This window comes from Streptomyces sp. NBC_01498 (genome assembly GCF_036327775.1).
Classification (GTDB): Bacteria; Actinomycetota; Actinomycetes; order Streptomycetales; family Streptomycetaceae; genus Streptomyces.
On the sequence record NZ_CP109598.1, the window covers coordinates 1,877,581 to 1,894,925 of the forward strand.

General features: G+C 71.6%; 13 protein-coding genes. 2 read left to right on the forward strand and 11 right to left on the reverse strand.

Features of this window, described 5'->3' with window-relative positions; genetic code table 11:
* Positions 1-20 precede the first annotated feature (20 nt).
* Positions 21-2,561 (reverse strand): beta-galactosidase, encoded by a 2,541-nt coding sequence (locus tag OG875_RS07745; RefSeq protein WP_330173477.1) that lies wholly within the window; start codon positions 2,559-2,561, stop codon positions 21-23.
* Positions 2,562-2,924: 363 nt separating this feature from the next.
* Positions 2,925-4,055, reverse strand: a complete 1,131-nt coding sequence (mnmA, locus tag OG875_RS07750) for a tRNA 2-thiouridine(34) synthase MnmA (protein WP_330173478.1) — start codon at positions 4,053-4,055, stop codon at positions 2,925-2,927.
* Between the two features lie 60 nt (positions 4,056-4,115).
* Here mnmA and OG875_RS07755 point away from each other — a divergent pair, with 60 nt between their 5' ends.
* Both OG875_RS07755 and OG875_RS07760 read left to right on the forward strand, forming a co-directional pair.
* Entirely contained in the window at positions 4,116-4,880 is a 765-nt protein-coding gene (locus tag OG875_RS07755; RefSeq protein WP_443079076.1) for an N-acetylmuramoyl-L-alanine amidase, read from the forward strand.
* Positions 4,881-5,033: 153 nt separating this feature from the next.
* A complete protein-coding gene (locus OG875_RS07760; protein WP_330173479.1) occupies positions 5,034-5,591 on the forward strand; it encodes a dihydrofolate reductase family protein in 558 nt (185 codons plus the stop codon).
* Between the two features lie 40 nt (positions 5,592-5,631).
* Here the strand turns inward: OG875_RS07760 and OG875_RS07765 are convergent, their stop codons facing one another.
* From OG875_RS07765 to OG875_RS07805, 9 genes are all read right to left on the reverse strand, one after another.
* On the reverse strand, positions 5,632-6,795 hold the full coding sequence (locus OG875_RS07765) for a cysteine desulfurase family protein (RefSeq protein ID WP_330173480.1): 1,164 nt from the start codon (positions 6,793-6,795) through the stop codon (positions 5,632-5,634).
* 993 nt (positions 6,796-7,788) lie between these two features.
* Positions 7,789-8,655 (reverse strand): thioesterase family protein, encoded by an 867-nt coding sequence (locus OG875_RS07770; RefSeq protein ID WP_330173481.1) that lies wholly within the window; start codon positions 8,653-8,655, stop codon positions 7,789-7,791.
* A 109-nt stretch (positions 8,656-8,764) separates the two neighbouring features.
* The gene (locus OG875_RS07775) at positions 8,765-9,439 is read right to left on the reverse strand and encodes a trimeric intracellular cation channel family protein (RefSeq protein WP_330173482.1); all 675 of its coding nucleotides are present in this window, start codon (positions 9,437-9,439) and stop codon (positions 8,765-8,767) included.
* Positions 9,440-9,591: 152 nt separating this feature from the next.
* Positions 9,592-10,659, reverse strand: coding sequence for an ABC transporter ATP-binding protein (locus OG875_RS07780; RefSeq protein WP_330173483.1), 1,068 nt, complete (start codon positions 10,657-10,659; stop codon positions 9,592-9,594).
* Entirely contained in the window at positions 10,656-11,849 is a 1,194-nt protein-coding gene (locus tag OG875_RS07785) for an ABC transporter ATP-binding protein (protein ID WP_443079077.1), read from the reverse strand. The genes OG875_RS07780 and OG875_RS07785 overlap by 4 nt, the downstream gene beginning before the upstream one ends.
* Before the next feature lie 6 nt (positions 11,850-11,855).
* The gene (locus OG875_RS07790) at positions 11,856-12,809 is read right to left on the reverse strand and encodes an ABC transporter permease (protein WP_330177645.1); all 954 of its coding nucleotides are present in this window, start codon (positions 12,807-12,809) and stop codon (positions 11,856-11,858) included.
* Positions 12,810-12,840: 31 nt separating this feature from the next.
* A complete protein-coding gene (locus OG875_RS07795) occupies positions 12,841-13,845 on the reverse strand; it encodes an ABC transporter permease (RefSeq protein ID WP_330173484.1) in 1,005 nt (334 codons plus the stop codon).
* Between the two features lie 244 nt (positions 13,846-14,089).
* On the reverse strand, positions 14,090-15,763 hold the full coding sequence (locus tag OG875_RS07800) for an ABC transporter substrate-binding protein (protein WP_330173485.1): 1,674 nt from the start codon (positions 15,761-15,763) through the stop codon (positions 14,090-14,092).
* A gap of 299 nt (positions 15,764-16,062) precedes the next feature.
* Positions 16,063-17,313, reverse strand: a complete 1,251-nt coding sequence (locus tag OG875_RS07805) for an ABC transporter ATP-binding protein (RefSeq protein ID WP_330173486.1) — start codon at positions 17,311-17,313, stop codon at positions 16,063-16,065.
* Between the last annotated feature and the right edge of the window lie 32 nt (positions 17,314-17,345).

Below are 17,345 nucleotides of genomic sequence, written 5' to 3' on the forward strand. Positions count from 1 at the left end.
GTGACCGCCGTCGCGGTGCGTCAGGCGCGGCGCACGGTGAACTCCGTCCGCCGTACCCGCAGTACGGTCCGGCCGCCCTCGGTCGAGACACGGGCGCCGTCGCACCGCGCCCTCCCCTCCACCGCGACGACCGACTCCGCGCCCGGACCGCCGAGCGCCCGGAACGTCGCCGTCCCGTCGGCGACGCCGGTGAGTTCCGCCGTGGCGTAGGCGAGGCGCAGACCGCCCGCGTTCAGCCCGAGCGGCAGGATCGCCGCCGTACTGCCGGGAAGGCGCAGCTTCTCGCCGCCGAAGAGGGGCTTGCCGTGCTCCGTGACGGTGAAGTCCTGGTCGTAACCGGAGGAGACGTTGAAGGCGTGCAGCAGCCGTCCGCGCTCGCCGTCCGCCGTTGTCAGCAGGAAGACGCCGGGGCCGGTCGCGCTGTGCCGGAGGGCGGGGGCGGCGTCCAGGGCCCGGAAGGCGCGGTTCCAGAAGGTCAGGTCGCACTGGTAGTCGGTGGTGATGACCACGGCGCGGCCCCGCCCGAGGGGGATGTCGAAGCCGCAGCCCTTGCCGGTGGTCAGTTCGCGCAGCACCGTCGTCCCCCGGGCCGCCTCGCACAACTGGGCGCGTGAGAGCCGTACTTCGGGAAGCGGCGCCGCCCAGCCGTGGGCGGTGACCGACAGCCAGAAGCGGTTCGCGTCGGTGAGCGTGGAGCCGGCGGTGAGGCCCAGGGCGTCCGCGAGCACCGTGCAGCGCTTGTCGGCCATGTCCTTGACCGGCAGCCGCCCGGACAGCAGCAGTCTGCCGCCGGCCTCGACGTAACGGACGAGACGCCGCTGGAGTTCGGCCCCCAGATGCTCGCCGGTGGCCAGTGCGAGGACCGGTACGGCCTCCGGGTCCAGGTCGCCCGCCTGGAGGTTGACGGCCCGGTAGCGGAAACCGCCGAGCAGCATCGCGCGCGCCAGCGAGCCGCGCGGCCCCGCGCCGCGCGTGTTCACCGCCTCGTCCAGCACGCGCTGGACGGATTCGAGCTCCGGCGGGTGGTATTCGGTCAGATAGTGATCGGGGACGAAACCGAGCGCCACGTCGTCGTACGTCGTCCGCATCGGCGCGAGGACGTCGGCCAGGCCGCCCATCGCGCGTACTGTCCGCCGCGTCGGCGCGTAGCTGACCCCCGGGCGGCCCTCCGGATCGACGGGGGCGGCGAAGCCGTGCCGCTCGCCCGTGATGCCGATCCGGTCGTTCCCGTCGCCCGTCGGCCTGTCGAGCTTGGGGTTGAACCCGCCCGCGAACAGGTAGTAGTTGATCATTTTCGCGCCCTGCGCGACACAGAGACGGGTCTTGAGGTCGACGCCCGAGGGGCTGGTCTGGCTGTCCAGGTTCTGCCCGTAGTCGGCGTGCCCGGCGTCGAACTCCTGCGCCGTGACCGGCTGGTCCTTGTCGTTGACCGCGTCCATGAAGGCGTTGACGAGATACAGGTCGGTGACGTTCCGCAGCGTCAGATCGCCGAGGTAGAAGTCCGCACCGGAGATCATCCCCTCGACACCCCCGTAGGTCTCCATCAGTTGGCTGATACCGATGGGGAAGGGCTCGGCGCGGCTGTCGGAGGTGCCGTGGATGTTGATCACGAACGGGACGCCGGTGACCCCGTACTCCTCGGCGGCGGACCGCAGTTCGGCGACGTAACGGGCGAAACGGCCCCGCATGAAGCGGCCCAGGTCGTGCATCAGGGCCGCGCCGTACGCGTCCTTCGGGTTGCGGATCGCCTTGCGGCGCCCGGCCAGGTCCTCGCCCGCGAAGGGGTAGCGGTCGCCGAGCCCGTTGCCGTACTCCTCGCGCAGCCAGCCGTCGAAGTCGGCCGTCACATGGTCGGTGAGGTCGGGCGAGTTGCTGACCCAGGCCAGCATGCCGATCTCGTTGTCGAGCTGTACGGAGACGACGGGGCCCCCGGCGCCGTGCAGCCGCTTCGCGAGGACCGGCATGACCGCCGCGTACCAGCGGCGCGCCTCTTTGAGGAAGGCGGGCGCGAGGTAGTCGACGGTGGGCGTGGTGGCGGGCGCGTCGTTCCAGCCGGTGGAGATGATCTCGGGGTGGTCCTTCCGCACCCGCTCGGGGACACCCTCGCCCTTCAGTTCGGCCATGGTGAAGGGGCCGGGGCGGGCGACGAAGAGGAAGCCGTTGCGGTGGCAGAGGTCGATGAAGGCACCGAGGTCGCGCTCGGGGCGGCTGCGGCCGGTGACGTCGATGGTGCCGTCGGGCAGTTCGTGCCACATCCACGGGATGTAGGAGGCGATGGTGTTGAGCCCGGCGGCCTTGGCCTTGTCGAGCCTGGACTGCCAGTCGGCCTTCTTCAGGCGGAAGTAGTGGATCTCCCCGGCGAGTACGAGCGCGGGCTTGCCGGCGACGAGAAGCTGCTTGTTCCGGTACGACACCGGGCCGGCCGGGGCGGTACCGGCGGGCGCCGCCGGGGCGGCTGTCGCGGCGTGGGCGTCGAGGGCGGACAGGCCCGCGCCGGCGAGCGTGCCGAGGGCGGCTCCGCCCAGGACGGTGCGGCGGCGGGGGGCGGGAACAGGCGTCATGGCGTCGTACTTCCTTGGGGGAGAGCAGGAGCGGACGGCAGGCGGCGGCATGTATGCGCTGCCTGTATGCGCATACATGACCTTGGGACAGGCGCCGTGGGAGTCACAAGGGTCCGTCTGGTCACGCTTGTATAACGGGTGACGGAAAATCGCGGTAGTGCGCGACCGCTGTGGCCGACCGGCCGGGCCGTTCCTCGGCCGGATCCGCGGGGCGCGTGCGAGTCGGCCGATCGGGGCGGATCGGCCGGTTCAGCCGGTTCAACCGTTCAGCCCGTCGACCAAGCAGCCCGGCCAGTCGGTCAGTCGGTCAGTCGGTCAGTCGGTCAGCGACTCAACTCGACCGGCTCGACCGGAGCCACGGGCTCAACCGGTCAAGGCTTCCGTTCGCCTGCGCGTCGTCGCGATCGTCGCCGAGCCGACCACGCGGGTGCCGTCGTACAGCACGATCGCCTGGCCGGGCGCCACGCCCCGTACCGGCTCCGTGAAGTCGACGTGCAGCGTCCCGTCGACCAGTTCGGCGGTCACGGGTGTCTCGTCGCCGTGGGCGCGCAGCTGGGCCGTGTACGCGGCGGCCCCCGCCGGAGCCGCACCGCCGCACCAGCGGGGCCTGATGGCCGTCAGGGCGGTCACGTCGAGGGCGGCGGCGGGGCCGACCGTCACGGTGTTGTCGACGGGCGAGATGTCCAGCACGTAGCGCGGCTTGCCGTCCGGCGCCGGGTGGCCGATCCGCAGGCCCTTGCGCTGCCCGATGGTGAAGCCGTGCGCCCCGTCGTGCGTGCCGACCCGGGCACCGGACTCGTCCAGGATGTCCCCCTCGGCGCTGCCGAGCCGGGCCGCGAGGAAGCCCTGGGTGTCGCCGTCCGCGATGAAGCAGATGTCGTGGCTGTCGGGCTTCTTCGCGACGGCCAGACCGCGCCGCTCCGCCTCCGCGCGGATCTCGTCCTTCGTGGTGAGGGTGTCGCCCAGGGGGAACATCGCATGCGCCAACTGGCGCTCGTCCAGCACCCCGAGGACATACGACTGGTCCTTGGCCATGTCGCTCGCCCGGTGCAGTTCACGGGTCCCGTCGGCGGTGGTGACGACCGTCGCGTAGTGGCCCGTGCAGACGGCGTCGAAGCCCAGCGCGAGGGCCTTGTCGAGCAGCGCCGCGAACTTGATCTTCTCGTTGCACCGCAGACACGGGTTGGGGGTGCGCCCGGCCTCGTACTCGGCGACGAAGTTCTCGACGACATCCTCACGGAAGCGCTCGGCGAGGTCCCATACGTAGAAGGGGATGCCGATGACGTCGGCGGCCCGGCGCGCGTCGCGCGAGTCCTCGATGGTGCAGCAGCCCCGCGCGCCCGTGCGGAACGACTGCGGGTTCGCGGAGAGCGCCAGGTGGACGCCGGTGACGTCGTGACCGGCTTCGGCGGCGCGGGCGGCGGCGACGGCGGAGTCCACACCGCCGGACATGGCGGCGAGGACGCGGAGGGGGCGCTGGGGTGTCTGAGTCATAGCCCTACCAGCGTACGGGTGCCGGGGAACCAGAGTCGCGCGAGTATGCGTTGTCGGTCCATGGGCAAGAGAAGGCGGGGCTCCGTGAGCGGTGGACCCACAGGTGCGGGCAGTGGTGCGGGCGGCGGCGGGGGTACGGCTCCGGGCGGCGAGGGGCCGCGGATCGGGCGGCGGGCGCTGCTGATCGGCGGCGCCGCCGCGGTGGTGGGCGGCGGGACGCTGGCGGTCGTCGCGGGCCAGGACGAGGCCACGCGGATGTGGTACCGGGTGCCGGGGGTGGAGAAGCCGCGCACACCGGGTGAGCTGGACCACGCGGGCGCCGAGTGGGTGGCGGCGTCGTCGGCGAACTGGCGCCGCGCGGACCGGCCCGACGACTACACCGTGGACCGGGTGATCATCCATGTCGTGCAGGGCAGCTACAGCACGGCACTGAAGGTCTTCAAGGACCCGGCGCACCGGGCCGCCACGCACTACGTGGTGCGCAAGGACGGGCATGTGGCGCAGATGATCCGCGAGCTGGACGTGGCGTACCAGGCGGGGAACCGCTCGTACAACGAACGCGGTGTCGGTATCGAGCACGAGGGCTTCGTGGACCGGCCGGAGGACTTCACGGACAAGATGTACGAGTCGTCGGCGCGGCTGACGGCGGGGATCTGCGAGCGGTACGCGATACCCGTCGACCGCAAGCACATCATCGGGCACGTGGAGGTGCCGGGCACCGACCACACGGATCCCGGACCGCACTGGGACTGGGACCGGTACATGACGCTGGTGAAGCGGGCGCGGGCGAATCCGGACAGCACCCCGGCGCCGTCCGGCAGTTGAGGCTCCCTCCTTAGGAGGGCACGGGGTCCGGCCGGTCGACGGAACCGGCCCTTCGGCCTGTCGGCCGGGCGGTCGATGAGTTCCGGGGCGTACGGGGGTCACACTCCCCGGGAGCGTCGGCGGACCGACGCGCCCGGACCCAAGGAGACGCGCATGGCACAGCTCATCTACTCGATGATCACCTCGCTCGACGGCTACGCCGAGGCGGCGGAGGGCGGTCTCGGGACCGGGGCCGAGGACCCGGAGGTGCACACCTTCATCAGCGACCTCTTCCGCCCCGTCGGCACCTACCTCTACGGCCGGCGGATCTACGAGACGATGGTCTATTGGGAGACCGCGCACACCCTGCCCGACCGGCCGCCGCACATCCTCCAGTTCGCCCGCGACTGGCAGGCGGCGGAAAAGATCGTGTACTCCACGACCCTGGAGTCGGTGTCCAGCGAGAGGACCAGGATCGAGCGGCGCTTCGACCCGGACGCGGTGCGCAGGCTCAAGGCCGAGTCGGACCACGACATCACCGTCAACGGCCCGAACCTCGCGGCCCAGGCGATCGCGGCGGGCCTGGTGGACGAGTACCACCTGTTCCTCACCACGAGCGTGGTCGGCGGCGGCAAGCGGTTCTTCCCCGACGGCGTGCGCCTCGATCTCGACCTGGTCGAGGAACGCGCCTTCGACAGCGGACTGATCTACGCGCGCTACCGGACCCGCTGAACCACGGCCCGCGTCAGGCCCGGCGCGAGGGTCCGACGCGTCAGCTGAGCCCGGCCGTGCGGGCGCGCCGGACCGCCGGGCCGATCGCCGAGGCGACCGCCTTGACGTCGGCCTCGGTGGAGGTGTGGCCGAGGGAGAACCGCAGGGTGCCGCGCGCCAGTTCGGGATCGGTGCCGGTGGCCAGCAGGACGTGACTGGGCTGGGCGACCCCCGCCGTACAGGCCGACCCGGTCGAGCACTCGATCCCCTGCGCGTCCAGCAGCAGGAGCAGGGAGTCGCCCTCGCAGCCGGGGAAGCTGAAGTGGGCGTTGGCGGGGAGGCGGTGGACGGGGTCACCGCCGAGGACGGCGTCCGGGACGGCCCTCTGTACGGAGGCGATCAACTCGTCCCGCAGGGCGCCGATGTCGCGGGCGAACCGGTCGCGCCGTTCGGCGGCGAGCCGCCCCGCGACGGCGAACGCGGCGATCGCCGGGACGTCGAGGGTCCCGGAGCGTACGTGGCGCTCCTGGCCGCCGCCGTGCAGGACGGGGACGGGGGTGTACTCGCGGCCGAGGAGCAGTGCGCCGACCCCGTACGGGCCGCCGATCTTGTGCCCGGAGACGGTCATCGCGGCGAGTCCGGACGCGGCGAAGTCCACCTCCGTCTGGCCGAACGCCTGGACGGCGTCCGAGTGCAGCGGAATGCCGAACTCCGCCGCGACCTCGGCGAGTTCGGGTACCGGGAGGAGGGTGCCGATCTCGTTGTTCGCCCACATCACGGTGGCCAGCGCCACGTCGTCGGGGTCGCGCTCGACGGCCTCGCGCAGGGCGTCCGGCGAGACCCTGCCGTAACGGTCCACGGGCAGGTACTCGACGTTCGCGCCCTCGTGTTCGCCGAGCCAGTCGACGGCGTCGAGGACCGCGTGGTGCTCCACGGGGCTGGCGAGCACCCGGGTCCTGGCGGGGTCGGCGTCGCGGCGGGACCAGTAGAGGCCCTTCACGGCGAGGTTGTCGGCCTCCGTGCCGCCCGACGTGAAGACGATCTCGCTGGGCCGGGCGCCGAGGGCCTCGGCGAGTTCTTCGCGCGCCTCCTCGACGGTACGCCGGGCCCGCCGCCCGGCGGCGTGCAGCGAGGACGCGTTGCCGGTCTCGGCGAACCGGGCGGTCATCGCCTCGATCGCCTCGGGCAGCATCGGGGTGGTCGCGGCGTGATCGAGATAGGCCATGGTGCGCACGATTCTACGAGCCGGGCCGACGGCGGATCACGGAGGGCGGGGCGTGGAGGGGCGCGGCAGGGCGCGGGGGCGGGCGGGCACTGGGGGACCACACCCGGGCGGGCCCGTCCCGGGCGGACTCCCGTTCCTGGTCGCGGCCCTCGCGGACCCCACGGACCACCTGGCGGACGACGGAGTCCCGGGCCGGGAGCGACGGGCGGCATTACCGCGAGGCGGCGGCCTGCGGACGGCCCGGCGCGAGGGCCGACAGGCACCCGAGCCCGCCCCGGGCGGGCCCCTCCCACGACGGACTCCCGTTCCTGGTCGCGGCCCCCGCGGACCACGGAGCCGGGGGTGACGGACTGCACGACCACGCACCGGGCGCGGCGGGCGCGGCGGGCGGGACGGGCGGGACGGGATCATCGACGGCGCCGGGGCGGACGACTGTCCGCGCGGCTCCGCTCCGGGTCCGGGTCGGGTTCGGGCCGACCGCCAGGCCACGCACGCCGCCGGCGCGAAAGCGGCCCGGCGCGAGAGCGGCCCGGCGCGAGAGCGGCCCGGCGCGAGCGCGTGGCCCTCGCCGTGCGGTGCGCGGCTGCGGCACGCGGCCTGGAACGAGCCGCCGCGTCGACCGGGAGCCGGGGGCGACGGACTGCACGACCGCGCACCGGGCGCGGCGGGCGGGACGGGCGCGGCGGGCGGGACGGGCGGGCCGGGCGCGGCGGGCGCGGCGGGATCATCGACGGCGCCGGAGCGGACGACTGTCCGCGCGGCTCCGCTCCGGGTCCGGGTCGGGTTCGGGCCGACCGCCAGGCCACGCACGCGGCCGGCGCGAGAGCGGCCCGGCGCGAGAGCGTGGCCCTCGCCGTGCGGTGCGCGGCTGCGGCACGCGGCCTGGAACGGGCCGCCCCCGCCGACCGCTCCGCGAGTGGACCAACATTGCGCGGCGAGGAGCAGAAGGCCCGGTGTCCCCCGCCCGGGTCCCCCCGCCCGTCCCCGTACGCCCTACCGCGCGCCCGGGGCCCCAGCCCCGCGAGGGGCCCTGGCGAGTTGCCGGGACTGGGCGACCAGGCGGTCCGCGCTGTCCCAGACGTCCGCGTCCTCCTCCAGATGGCCGCCCGCGAGGTTGCGGGTGGTGACGAAGACCCGCAGCGGTCCGGGCGCGGGGCGGGCCCGGATGTGGGTGGTCAGCTCGACCGTCGGGGTCCAGCCCATCAGCCCGAGGTCGAAGGCGGTCGGCGGGAAGGCGTCCACCGTCAGCAGCAGCGAGAGCGGGTCCGGCTCGCGGTGGTCGGCCAGCGAGAACCAGCCGCGTACCTCGCCCCGGCCGGACGGGGCGCCGAACGCCCAGCCCGCCGTCTCCGGGTCCAGTCGCACCACCACGCGGTGCGCGAAGCCCGACTCGCCCGGGAAGGCCGCCGGCCCGTCCTCCGTACCGAGGCACTGGTCCGGCGGCGGCAGCGTGGGCGGCTTCACCGACGTACGGACGTCGTCCGTGAGGGAGTCCAGCGCGCCGTAGGCCGCGAGGACCCGGACACGTTCGACCTCCGTGCCGTCCGGCTCGTACTGGTAGAGCGACGCCTGGCCGGTGGCGAGGGTACGTCCGGTGCGTACCGCCTCCGTACGGACGACCGCCGGGCCGGGCTTCGACGGGGTCAGATAGTGGGCGGTGACCGTGAAGGGGTCGGGGTGCGGCAGCGCGTCGCGCAGGGCGCGGGCCACGATCGCCAGCAGATAGCCGCCGTTGACGGCGGAGAGGATCGCCCAGCCCGGGGAGAGGTCGGCGTCGTAGACGCCCGGTTCGCGAAGGGTGACGGAGGTGTCGCGGTCGAACTCGCTGTCCGCGGAGGATGCCTGCGCTGCCTGTGCCATGAACAGAACGGTACAACAAGGCATTACTAAGCGGTAGCTTAAGTTTTCGACCACCCGCCTCGCTCCCGACCGCCCACGCCCCGCCCACCGCGCCTCGACGCCCGCCCGCTCACGGTCGCGATTCCGTCGGCTCCTCCGTCGCCGTGGAGCGCCGGTTGTACGCGCGCGGGGCCCGCCAGTGGAAGCGCATCGCCAGCAGCCGCAGCACGAAGGCCATGAGGGCCGCGAGCCCGCTCGTGACGCCGTTCAGAGCGTCGAACCGGATGCAGATCACCACGGTCGTGGCGCCGACGATCGCGGGCACCGCGTACAGGTCGCGGTCCCAGCGCAGCAGCGACGGCACTTCGTTGGCGAGGATGTCGCGCACCACACCGCCGCCCGCCGCCGTGGCCAGGCCGAGCACGGCGGACGCGGTGAGGCCGAGCCCGTACTCGTACGCCTTCACCGTGCCGGTCACGCAGAACAGGCCCAGCCCCGCCGCGTCGAAGACGTTCACCGCGCCCTGGATGCGTTCGACGTGCGGATGCAGGAAGAAGACCAGCACCGTGGCGACCAGCGGCATCGTGAAGTAGCCGAGGTCCGTGACGGCCGCGGGCGGTACGGCTCCGATGATCAGGTCCCGGAGCAGGCCGCCGCCCAGTCCGGTGGCCTCGGCGAGGACCGCCATGCCGAAGACGTCGAAGTTCTTGCGGACGGCGAGCAGGGCCCCGGATATCGCGAAGACGAAGATGCCGGCGAGGTCGAGCGAGTGCTGGACCGAGGGCGTGAACAGTTCCTGGAGCACGCGACAGTTCTACCGCGCACCCCCGGGCCCCGTGCCGGCCCGCCCCCGTGGGCCTGCTCACACGGCTCCGTGGCCACCCGGTCCCGACCGGTCGACTCACGCCCCCGTGACGCCAGGTGCCTCACCGGGCCCCCGGCGTCACCCCCCGCGTCTCACACCAGTTCCGTCAGGGCCTCCGGCTCCGTCTCCGTCACCGCCTCGATGCCCGTCGCCCTCGTCCGTTCCACCGTCCCGGCCTCGATCTCGGCCGCGAAGTGGCAGGCGACCCGGTGGCCGTCCGTCAGCACCGTCAGTTCCGGGCGTTCCGTCGCGCAGCGGGTCTCCTGCTTCCACGGGCAGCGGGTGTGGAAGCGGCAGCCGGCCGGCGGGGCCGCCGGGGACGGCAGGTCGCCGTGGAGCAGGATGCGCTCGCGGCGGTCCTCGACGTCCGGGTCCGGCACCGGGACCGCCGACATGAGGGCCCGGGTGTACGGGTGCTTCGGCCCCGCGTACAGGGCGTCGCTCGGGGCCTCCTCGACCAGCGAGCCCAGGTACATGACCCCGATGACGTCCGAGATGTGGCGGACCACGGCCAGGTCGTGGGCGATGACCAGATAGGTCAGGCCCTTGGACTCCTGGAGTTCCTCCAGGAGGTTGATGACCTGCGCCTGGATGGAGACGTCCAGCGCGGAGACCGGCTCGTCGCAGATGATCACGTCCGGTTCGAGGACCAGTGCCCGCGCGATGCCGATGCGCTGGCGCTGGCCGCCGGAGAACTCGTGCGGGTAGCGGGAGAGCGCGTTGGCCGGCAGGCCGACCTCCGCGAGGATCTTCTTGATCCGCTCGCGCCGCTCGTCCTGGTCGGCGCCGATGCCGTGCGCCGCCATGCCCTCGGAGAGGATCGACTCGATGTTCTGCCGGGGGTTGAGGCTGCCGAGCGGGTCCTGGAAGACCATCTGGAGCCGGTGGCGGATGCTCCGCATCTCCTCGTCGGGCAGCTTCGCCAGGTCCGTGCCGTCGAAGACGACCGCGCCGTCGGTGATGTCGACGAGGCGCAGGACGGCGCGGCCGAGGGTCGTCTTGCCGCAGCCAGACTCGCCCACGAGGCCGTACGTCTGGCCCGCCTCGACCTTCAGCGAGACACCGTCGACGGCGTACACGTGGCCGACCGTACGGTCGAAGAAGACGCCCTTCCTGACGGGGAAGTGGACCTTGACGCCGTCCAGTTCGAGCAGACTCATGAGGAGACCTCCGCCGTGGGTTCAGCCGGACCGACCGGGCCGTCGATGTCGGTGTCGCCGTCGGTGTCGGCCGGACCGACCGGGCCGTGGGCACCGGTGTCGGCGTCGTCGTCGGCCGTGTCCAGGTCCGTCGCCGTCGCCGCCGCCGTCGTCGGCGCGTTCGCCGTCACCGTCGCGTTCGCCGGCAGGACCGGGTTGACGCAGCGCACCTGGTGCCCGGCGGCGCGCGGTTCGGTGAGTTCGGGTGTGCCCGTCAGGCACTCCATCGTGTAGAAGTCGCACCGGGGCGCGAACGCGCAGCCGTCGGCCCACGCGATCTTGTCGTTGATGGACCCCCGGATCGGCCGCAGCGGTTCGCCGCGCGGCGCGTCGAGGCGCGGGATGGAGCCGAGCAGGCCGTGCGCGTACGGATGCGTGGGGTGGGCGAACAGTTCGCGGCGGCCCGCGGTCTCCACCGCACGCCCCGCGTAGAGGACGTTGACCTGGTCGCACAACCCGGCCACCACGCCCAGGTCGTGAGTGATCATCAGAAGCGCGGTGCCCTCCTGGTCCACCAACTCCTTGAGGAGTTCGAGGATCTGCGCCTGGATGGTGACGTCGAGGGCCGTCGTCGGCTCGTCCGCGATCAGCAGCCGGGGCGCGCACGCGACCGCCATGGCGATGAGTGCGCGCTGCCGCATACCGCCGGACAGTTGGTGCGGGTACTCCTTCAACCGCCGGTCCGGGTCGGGGATTCCGACGCGGTCGAGCAGTGACGCGGCCTCCTTGCGGGCGGCTTCGCCCTTGAGGCCGCGGTGGCGGGTCAGGATCTCGGTGACCTGGACGCCGATGGGGACGACCGGGTTGAGGGAGGAGAGCGGGTCCTGGAAGATCATGGCGAGCTGGCTGCCGCGCAGGTCGCGGATCTTCTTCTCGCCGAGGGTCAGCAGGTCCACGCCGTCGAACTCGGCGCGTCCGCCGACGCTCACTCCCTTGCGCGGGAGCAGCCCCATCAGGGCGAGCGCGGTGACGGACTTGCCGCAGCCGGACTCGCCGACCAGGCCCACGACCTGGCCCTCGGCGACGTCGAAGGAGACGCCGTCGACGGCCCTGGTGCCGCGCGGCGCCTGGTCCCGGCCCTTGCCCCGCCGCGGTCCCGTGGTGTGCCCGGCGAAGGTGACCGACAGTGCGTCAACTGACAGAAGTGACATGGGACTTCAGCCTCGCAGCTTGGGGTCGAGAGCTTCCCGCATCGCCTCACCGAGCATCGTGAAGCCGAGGGCGGTGACGATGATCCCGACCGCCGGATAGACCGACATCATCGGCGCGTTGTCGAAGAAGCGCTGGGCCTGCGACAGCATGACGCCCCACTCGGGGATCGCCGGGTCCGGGGTGCCGAGGCCGAGGTAGGACAGCGCGGCGGCCTCGATGATCGCGGTGGCGAGGCTGAGCGTCGCCTGGACGATGACCGGGCTGAGCGAGTTGGGCAGGATCTGGGTGAGGACGATACGGCGCTTGCGGATGCCGACCGCCTTGGCCGCCAGCACATAGTCCGAGCCGCCCTGCGCGAGCATCGAGCCGCGCAACAGGCGGGCGAACACGGGTACCTGGACCACACCCACCGCGATCATCACGGTGGTCAGCGACTGGCCGAGCACCGCCGCGACGGAGACCGCCAGCAGCAGCGAGGGCAGCGCGAGCATGATGTCGGTGACCCGCATGATGACGGTGTCGAGCCGCCTGCCGGGCTCGCCGCCGAGCGTCGCCGCAGCGCCGGACAGGGCGCCGATGAGCGCGCCGGACACCAGGCCGATGAGCATGGACACCACGCCGACGAGCAGCGTCTGGCGGGCGCCGACGAGCATCCGGGAGAACTCGTCGCGCCCGAGGTGGTCGAGGCCGAACCAGTTCTCGGCCCGCGGGCCGACGAACAGTCCCTGGTTGGAGAAGACCTCGCCGCGCCAGTTCTGCGCGGTGGGGCTGTGCGGGGCGAGCCACGGGCCGACGATCGCGATGAGCACGAACAGACCGATGACCGCGCCGCCGATGAGCGCCGTCTTGCTGGTGCGCAGCCGCCGGAACGCCTCGCGCCACAGACCGGCGCCCGAGGTGGTCTCGGTCCGTTCGGTGAGCTGGGCGAGCCGGTCGATCTTGTCGGCCTTCTTCGTCATGTTCGGAGTCACGTTGGGGATGGCGTTCACGTCAGTGCACCCGCACTCTCGGGTCGATGAGGCTGTACGCCACGTCGACCAGCAGATTGATCAGGACGTACACCAGCGCGATGAAGAGGATGAAGCCGACGAGCACCGGGTAGTCGCGGGCGTCGATCGACGTGCGGATGAAGGAGCCGATCCCGCCGAAGCTGAAGACCGACTCGGTGAGGACCGCGCCGGACAGCAGGCTTCCGGTGAGCAGACCGACGGCGGTGATGACCGGCAGCAGCGCGTTGCGCAGGACGTGCCGGACGCGTACGACGCGCTTGTCCAGGCCCTTGGACTCCGCCGTACGGACATAGTCCTCGCCGAGCACTTCGAGCACGCTGGCCCGGGTCATCCGCACGATGACGGCGAGCGGGATGGACGCGAGCGCGACGGCGGGGAGGACCAAGTGGGTGATCGCGTCCCAGGAGGCGTCGAACTCACCGGTCAACAGGCCGTCCAGGACGGCGAATCCGGTGACCCTCGTGGCGTCGATGCCGGTGGACAGGCGCCCGAAGCTGGGGAAGATCCCGAGGTTGACGGCGAAGAGGCCCTTGAGGAGCAGGGCCAGGAAGAAGACCGGGATGCAGATGCCGAGCAGCGAGCCCGACACGGCGGTCACGTCGAGCCAGCTGCCGCGCCGCCGGGCGGCGAAGTAGCCGAGCGGGACGCCCACCACGACGGCGATGAGGATGGCGGCGACACTGAGTTCGACGGTCGCCGGGAAGCGGAGGGTGAACTCGTCCCACACGGGCTGGCCGGTCTGGGTGGAGGTGCCGAGGTCCAGCTGGAAGATCCGCTTGAGGAACCGTCCGTACTGGACCCATACGGGCTCGTCGAGTCCCAACGCCCGGTTGATCCGGGCCACTTCGGCCTCGGTGGCGCGCTCGCCCAGGATGGCCGATGCGGGTCCGCCGGGCAGTCGGTTCAGCCAGAGGAAGAGCAGAACCGACAGGCCGAGCAGGGTGGGTATCAGCTGTAGCAGTCGTCGTGCGACAAGTCGCAGCACCCCGCGTGCCCCTTTCTTCGGTGCGTCGAGAACAACGGTCAGGAATGGTTGGGAACAGTCGGGAACGGTCGGAGTGGTCCGAAACGGTCGAGAACAGCGGGACGGCCGTGGGACGTCCACCGGCGCCGTACGCCGGGGACGCACGACGCCGGGCATCGGCGTGGTCGGAACGCCGGACGTGGACCAGGGTCCGCCCGGCCGGGGTTGTGGTGCGCCGCCGGCCGGGCGGACCCTGACAGTCGGGTTACTTGAACGACACCTCGGCGAAGTTCTCCTGCGTCAGCGGGGAGACCTTCGGCGGGTTGACGTCGTCGGCGAAGGCGATCGCCGGCGGCGACGAGGAGATCGGCACGCCCGGCAGGTACGCCATGACCGTCTCGTTGGCCTTCTTGTAGAGCTCCACGCGCTTGGTCGCGTCCGTCTCGGTCGACGCGGCCTTCAGCGCGGCGAAGACGTTCTTGTCCTTGAAGCCCCACTGCTTGTCGTACTCGGCGAACCAGGTGCCGATGAAGTTGTAGCCGTCGTTGAAGTCACCGGTCCAGCCCAGCATGTGCAGGGCGCAGCTGCCCGCCTCGGTGGCGTCCAGGTAGTCCGGCGCCCACTTCATGGGCTTGGGCGTGACGGTGATGCCGGCCTTCTCCAGGTCGGCCTTCATCAGCTCGAACATGTCCTGCGGAGCGGGCATGTACGGGCGGGTGACCTCGGTCGGGTAGCAGAACTCGATCTTCAGGCCGCTCTCGTCGGCGTCCCCGAGGAGCTGCTTGGCCTTGTTGGTGTCGAAGGGGTACTTCTGTACGGCGTCCGAGTAGCCGGCGACCGTGTCGGGCATGAACTGGGTGGCCGCGACGCCGCCTTCGGGAAGCTGGGTCTTGACCAGGTTCTCGCGGTCGATGGCGTGCGCGATGGCCTGCCGGACCTCGGGCTTCTGGAGCGCCTTGTTCTTCTCCTGGCTCATGCCGACGTAGAAGATGTTGAAGACGTCACGCGTGGGGACCTGGAAGCCCGCGCTCTCCAGGGTCTTCACATCGGCGGGCGCGACCAGGTCGTAGCCGTCGATGTCACCGGCCTGGAGGGCCTGGCGGCGGCCGTCCTCGGTGTCGAGGGTGCGGAAGACCAGGTTCTTGATCTTCGCCTTGGCGCCCCAGTAGCCGTCGAAGCGCTCCAGGGTGACTTCCTTGTTGCCCTTGTTCCACTTGGCGATCTTGTACGGTCCGGTGCCCGCGACCGTGCCCGCCACCTGGCTGTACTCGGGGTAGGTGATGGCGTCACCCTTGGCGGTGGCGTCCTGCTTCGCGTACTCCTGGAGCGCCTTGGGCGAGTGGATCGCCAGCGCCTGGAGGGAGAAGCCGCCGGGCAGGTTCGCGGAGGGCTCGTTGACCTCGATGACGGCGGTGCTGTCGTCCGTCGCGGTGCAGGACTTGTAGTTCGCCTTCGGCGTCTCGGGGTCCTCGTTCTTCGCGAAGCCGCCCATGATGGTCTGCCAGTAGTAGGAGACCGCGCTGGACTGGTACGTGCCCTTCCAGTTGAACCAGTGGTCGTAATTGGCGCACACGGCGGCGGCGTTGAACTTCTCGCCGTCGTGGAAGGTCACGTCCTTGCGGAGGTTGAACGTCCAGACCTTGCCGGACGGGTCGCTGGACCACTTCTCGGCGAGCGCGGGGGCCAGTTCGCTGCCGCCCGACTCGTGCGCGAGCAGGGCCTCGAACGCCTGGCGGGTGACCCGGAAGGTCTCGCCGTCGCTGGCGAGCGCGGGGTCCAGCGAACCGGGGTCGCCGGGGCCGCCGAAGACGAAGGTGTCCTTGGCGCCGTCCGCGGCGCCACCCTTCTCGTCGCGCTCGCTGGAGCAGCCGGTGGCGATCAGCGCGACGGCGAGTGCCGTGACGACCGCTCCAGCGGCTCTGGACTTGAATATTCGCATTGGTCCACCCCAGGGATCCGACGAGTCGAGGCTCGGTCTTGACGGCCGAACATTACAGTCAAGAAAGTGCCAAATGAACAGGTCGCAATGCGGAGTTGCAGACCTGAGATCCGGACGGTCGACAAATGCCCCGAGTTCGGGGCATCGCGCTCCAACCAGTCAAGTCATCCCAGGTCACACGCAGTTGGGCAGATCAAACGGGAAAACCTCCGTACGACGCGAGAAGCCCCCTGTTCCGCATGGTGGACCATGCGGAACAGGGGGCTCGGGCACCTGCGCCGGGGGTACGGCGCGGCCGGCTACTCCTTGGTGAACCCACCGGGCGGCTCGGCGACCTCCGGAGCCGTCGTCGGGTCTGCGACCTCCGGGGCCGTCGTCGGGTCTCCGGCCACCGGGGCCGTCGTCGGGTCTCCGGCCACCGGGTCACCGGCAGCCGCCTCCCGGGCGGCGGCGCCCCCGGCCACGGCGTCGCCCACGAGCGCGATCGCCTCGCGCGCCGAGGCGAGCACCGTCGTGTCGTCCGGGATCTGGTCCGGCGCGTTCTCCGGGTGGTGGCAGGCCGCCTCGTGGCCCGGCTCCAGCTGGATCAGTGGGGGCTCCACCGTCCGGCACACCTCCGTCGCCTTCCAGCAGCGGGTGTGGAACCGGCAGCCGGTCGGCGGCGAGAGCGGCGACGGCACGTCGCCCCGGAGCAGGATGCGCTCGCTCTTGACGCCGCGCCGCCTCGGGTCCGGCACCGGCACCGCGGACAGCAGCGCCTTCGTGTACGGGTGCATCGGCCGCTCGTACAGCGACTTGCGGTCCGACAGCTCGACGATCTTGCCGAGGTACATGACGGCGATCCGGTCCGAGACATGGCGGATGACCGAGAGGTCGTGCGCGATGATCACGTACGTGAGGCCCAGCTCGTCCTGGAGGTCGTCCAGCAGGTTCACCACCTGCGCCTGGATCGACACGTCCAGCGCCGAGACCGGCTCGTCGGCGACGACCAGCTTCGGGCTGAGCGCCAGGGCCCGCGCGATACCGATGCGCTGGCGCTGACCGCCGGAGAACTCGTGCGGGTAGCGGTTGTAGTGCTCGGGGCTCAGACCCACCAGGCCCAGCAGCCGCTGGACCTCCTTCTTGACGCCGCCCTCGGGCTCCACCTTCTGGAGCCGGAACGGCGCGCCGACGATCGTGCCGATCGTGTGGCGCGGGTTCAGCGACGAGTAGGGGTCCTGGAAGATCATCTGCACGTCGCGGCGGAGCGGACGGATCTTCCCCGCCGACATGTGCGTGATGTCGTGGCCCTGGAACTCGATGCGCCCGCCGGTCGGTTCGTCGAGCCGGGTGATCAGCCGGCCCATGGTCGACTTGCCGCAGCCGGACTCGCCGACGATGCCCAGCGTCTCGCCCGCCCGGACGTCGAACGACAGCCCGTCGACCGCCTTGACGGCGCCGACCTGGCGCTGCAACAGCCCCTTCTTGACGGGGAAGTGCTTGACCAGCCCCTCCACCCTCAGCAGGGGCTCACCCGCCGTGTCCTTGTCCAGTACGGGCCTGTCCGCCACAGCGGTGTCCTTTGCGTTGCTCACGGCGTCGG

Bases quoted from the DNA above. Each gene is read 5' to 3' on its own strand.
- OG875_RS07745 (WP_330173477.1), bottom strand. From the start codon at position 2,561: ATGACGCCTGTTCCCGCCCCCCGCCGCCGCACCGTCCTGGGCGGAGCC.
- mnmA (WP_330173478.1), bottom strand. From the start codon at position 4,055: ATGACTCAGACACCCCAGCGCCCCCTCCGCGTCCTCGCCGCCATGTCC.
- OG875_RS07755 (WP_443079076.1), top strand. From the start codon at position 4,116: ATGGGCAAGAGAAGGCGGGGCTCCGTGAGCGGTGGACCCACAGGTGCG.
- OG875_RS07760 (WP_330173479.1), top strand. From the start codon at position 5,034: ATGGCACAGCTCATCTACTCGATGATCACCTCGCTCGACGGCTACGCC.
- OG875_RS07765 (WP_330173480.1), bottom strand. From the start codon at position 6,795: ATGGCCTATCTCGATCACGCCGCGACCACCCCGATGCTGCCCGAGGCG.
- OG875_RS07770 (WP_330173481.1), bottom strand. From the start codon at position 8,655: ATGGCACAGGCAGCGCAGGCATCCTCCGCGGACAGCGAGTTCGACCGC.
- OG875_RS07780 (WP_330173483.1), bottom strand. From the start codon at position 10,659: ATGAGTCTGCTCGAACTGGACGGCGTCAAGGTCCACTTCCCCGTCAGG.
- OG875_RS07785 (WP_443079077.1), bottom strand. From the start codon at position 11,849: ATGTCACTTCTGTCAGTTGACGCACTGTCGGTCACCTTCGCCGGGCAC.
- OG875_RS07790 (WP_330177645.1), bottom strand. From the start codon at position 12,809: ATGACGAAGAAGGCCGACAAGATCGACCGGCTCGCCCAGCTCACCGAA.
- OG875_RS07800 (WP_330173485.1), bottom strand. From the start codon at position 15,763: ATGCGAATATTCAAGTCCAGAGCCGCTGGAGCGGTCGTCACGGCACTC.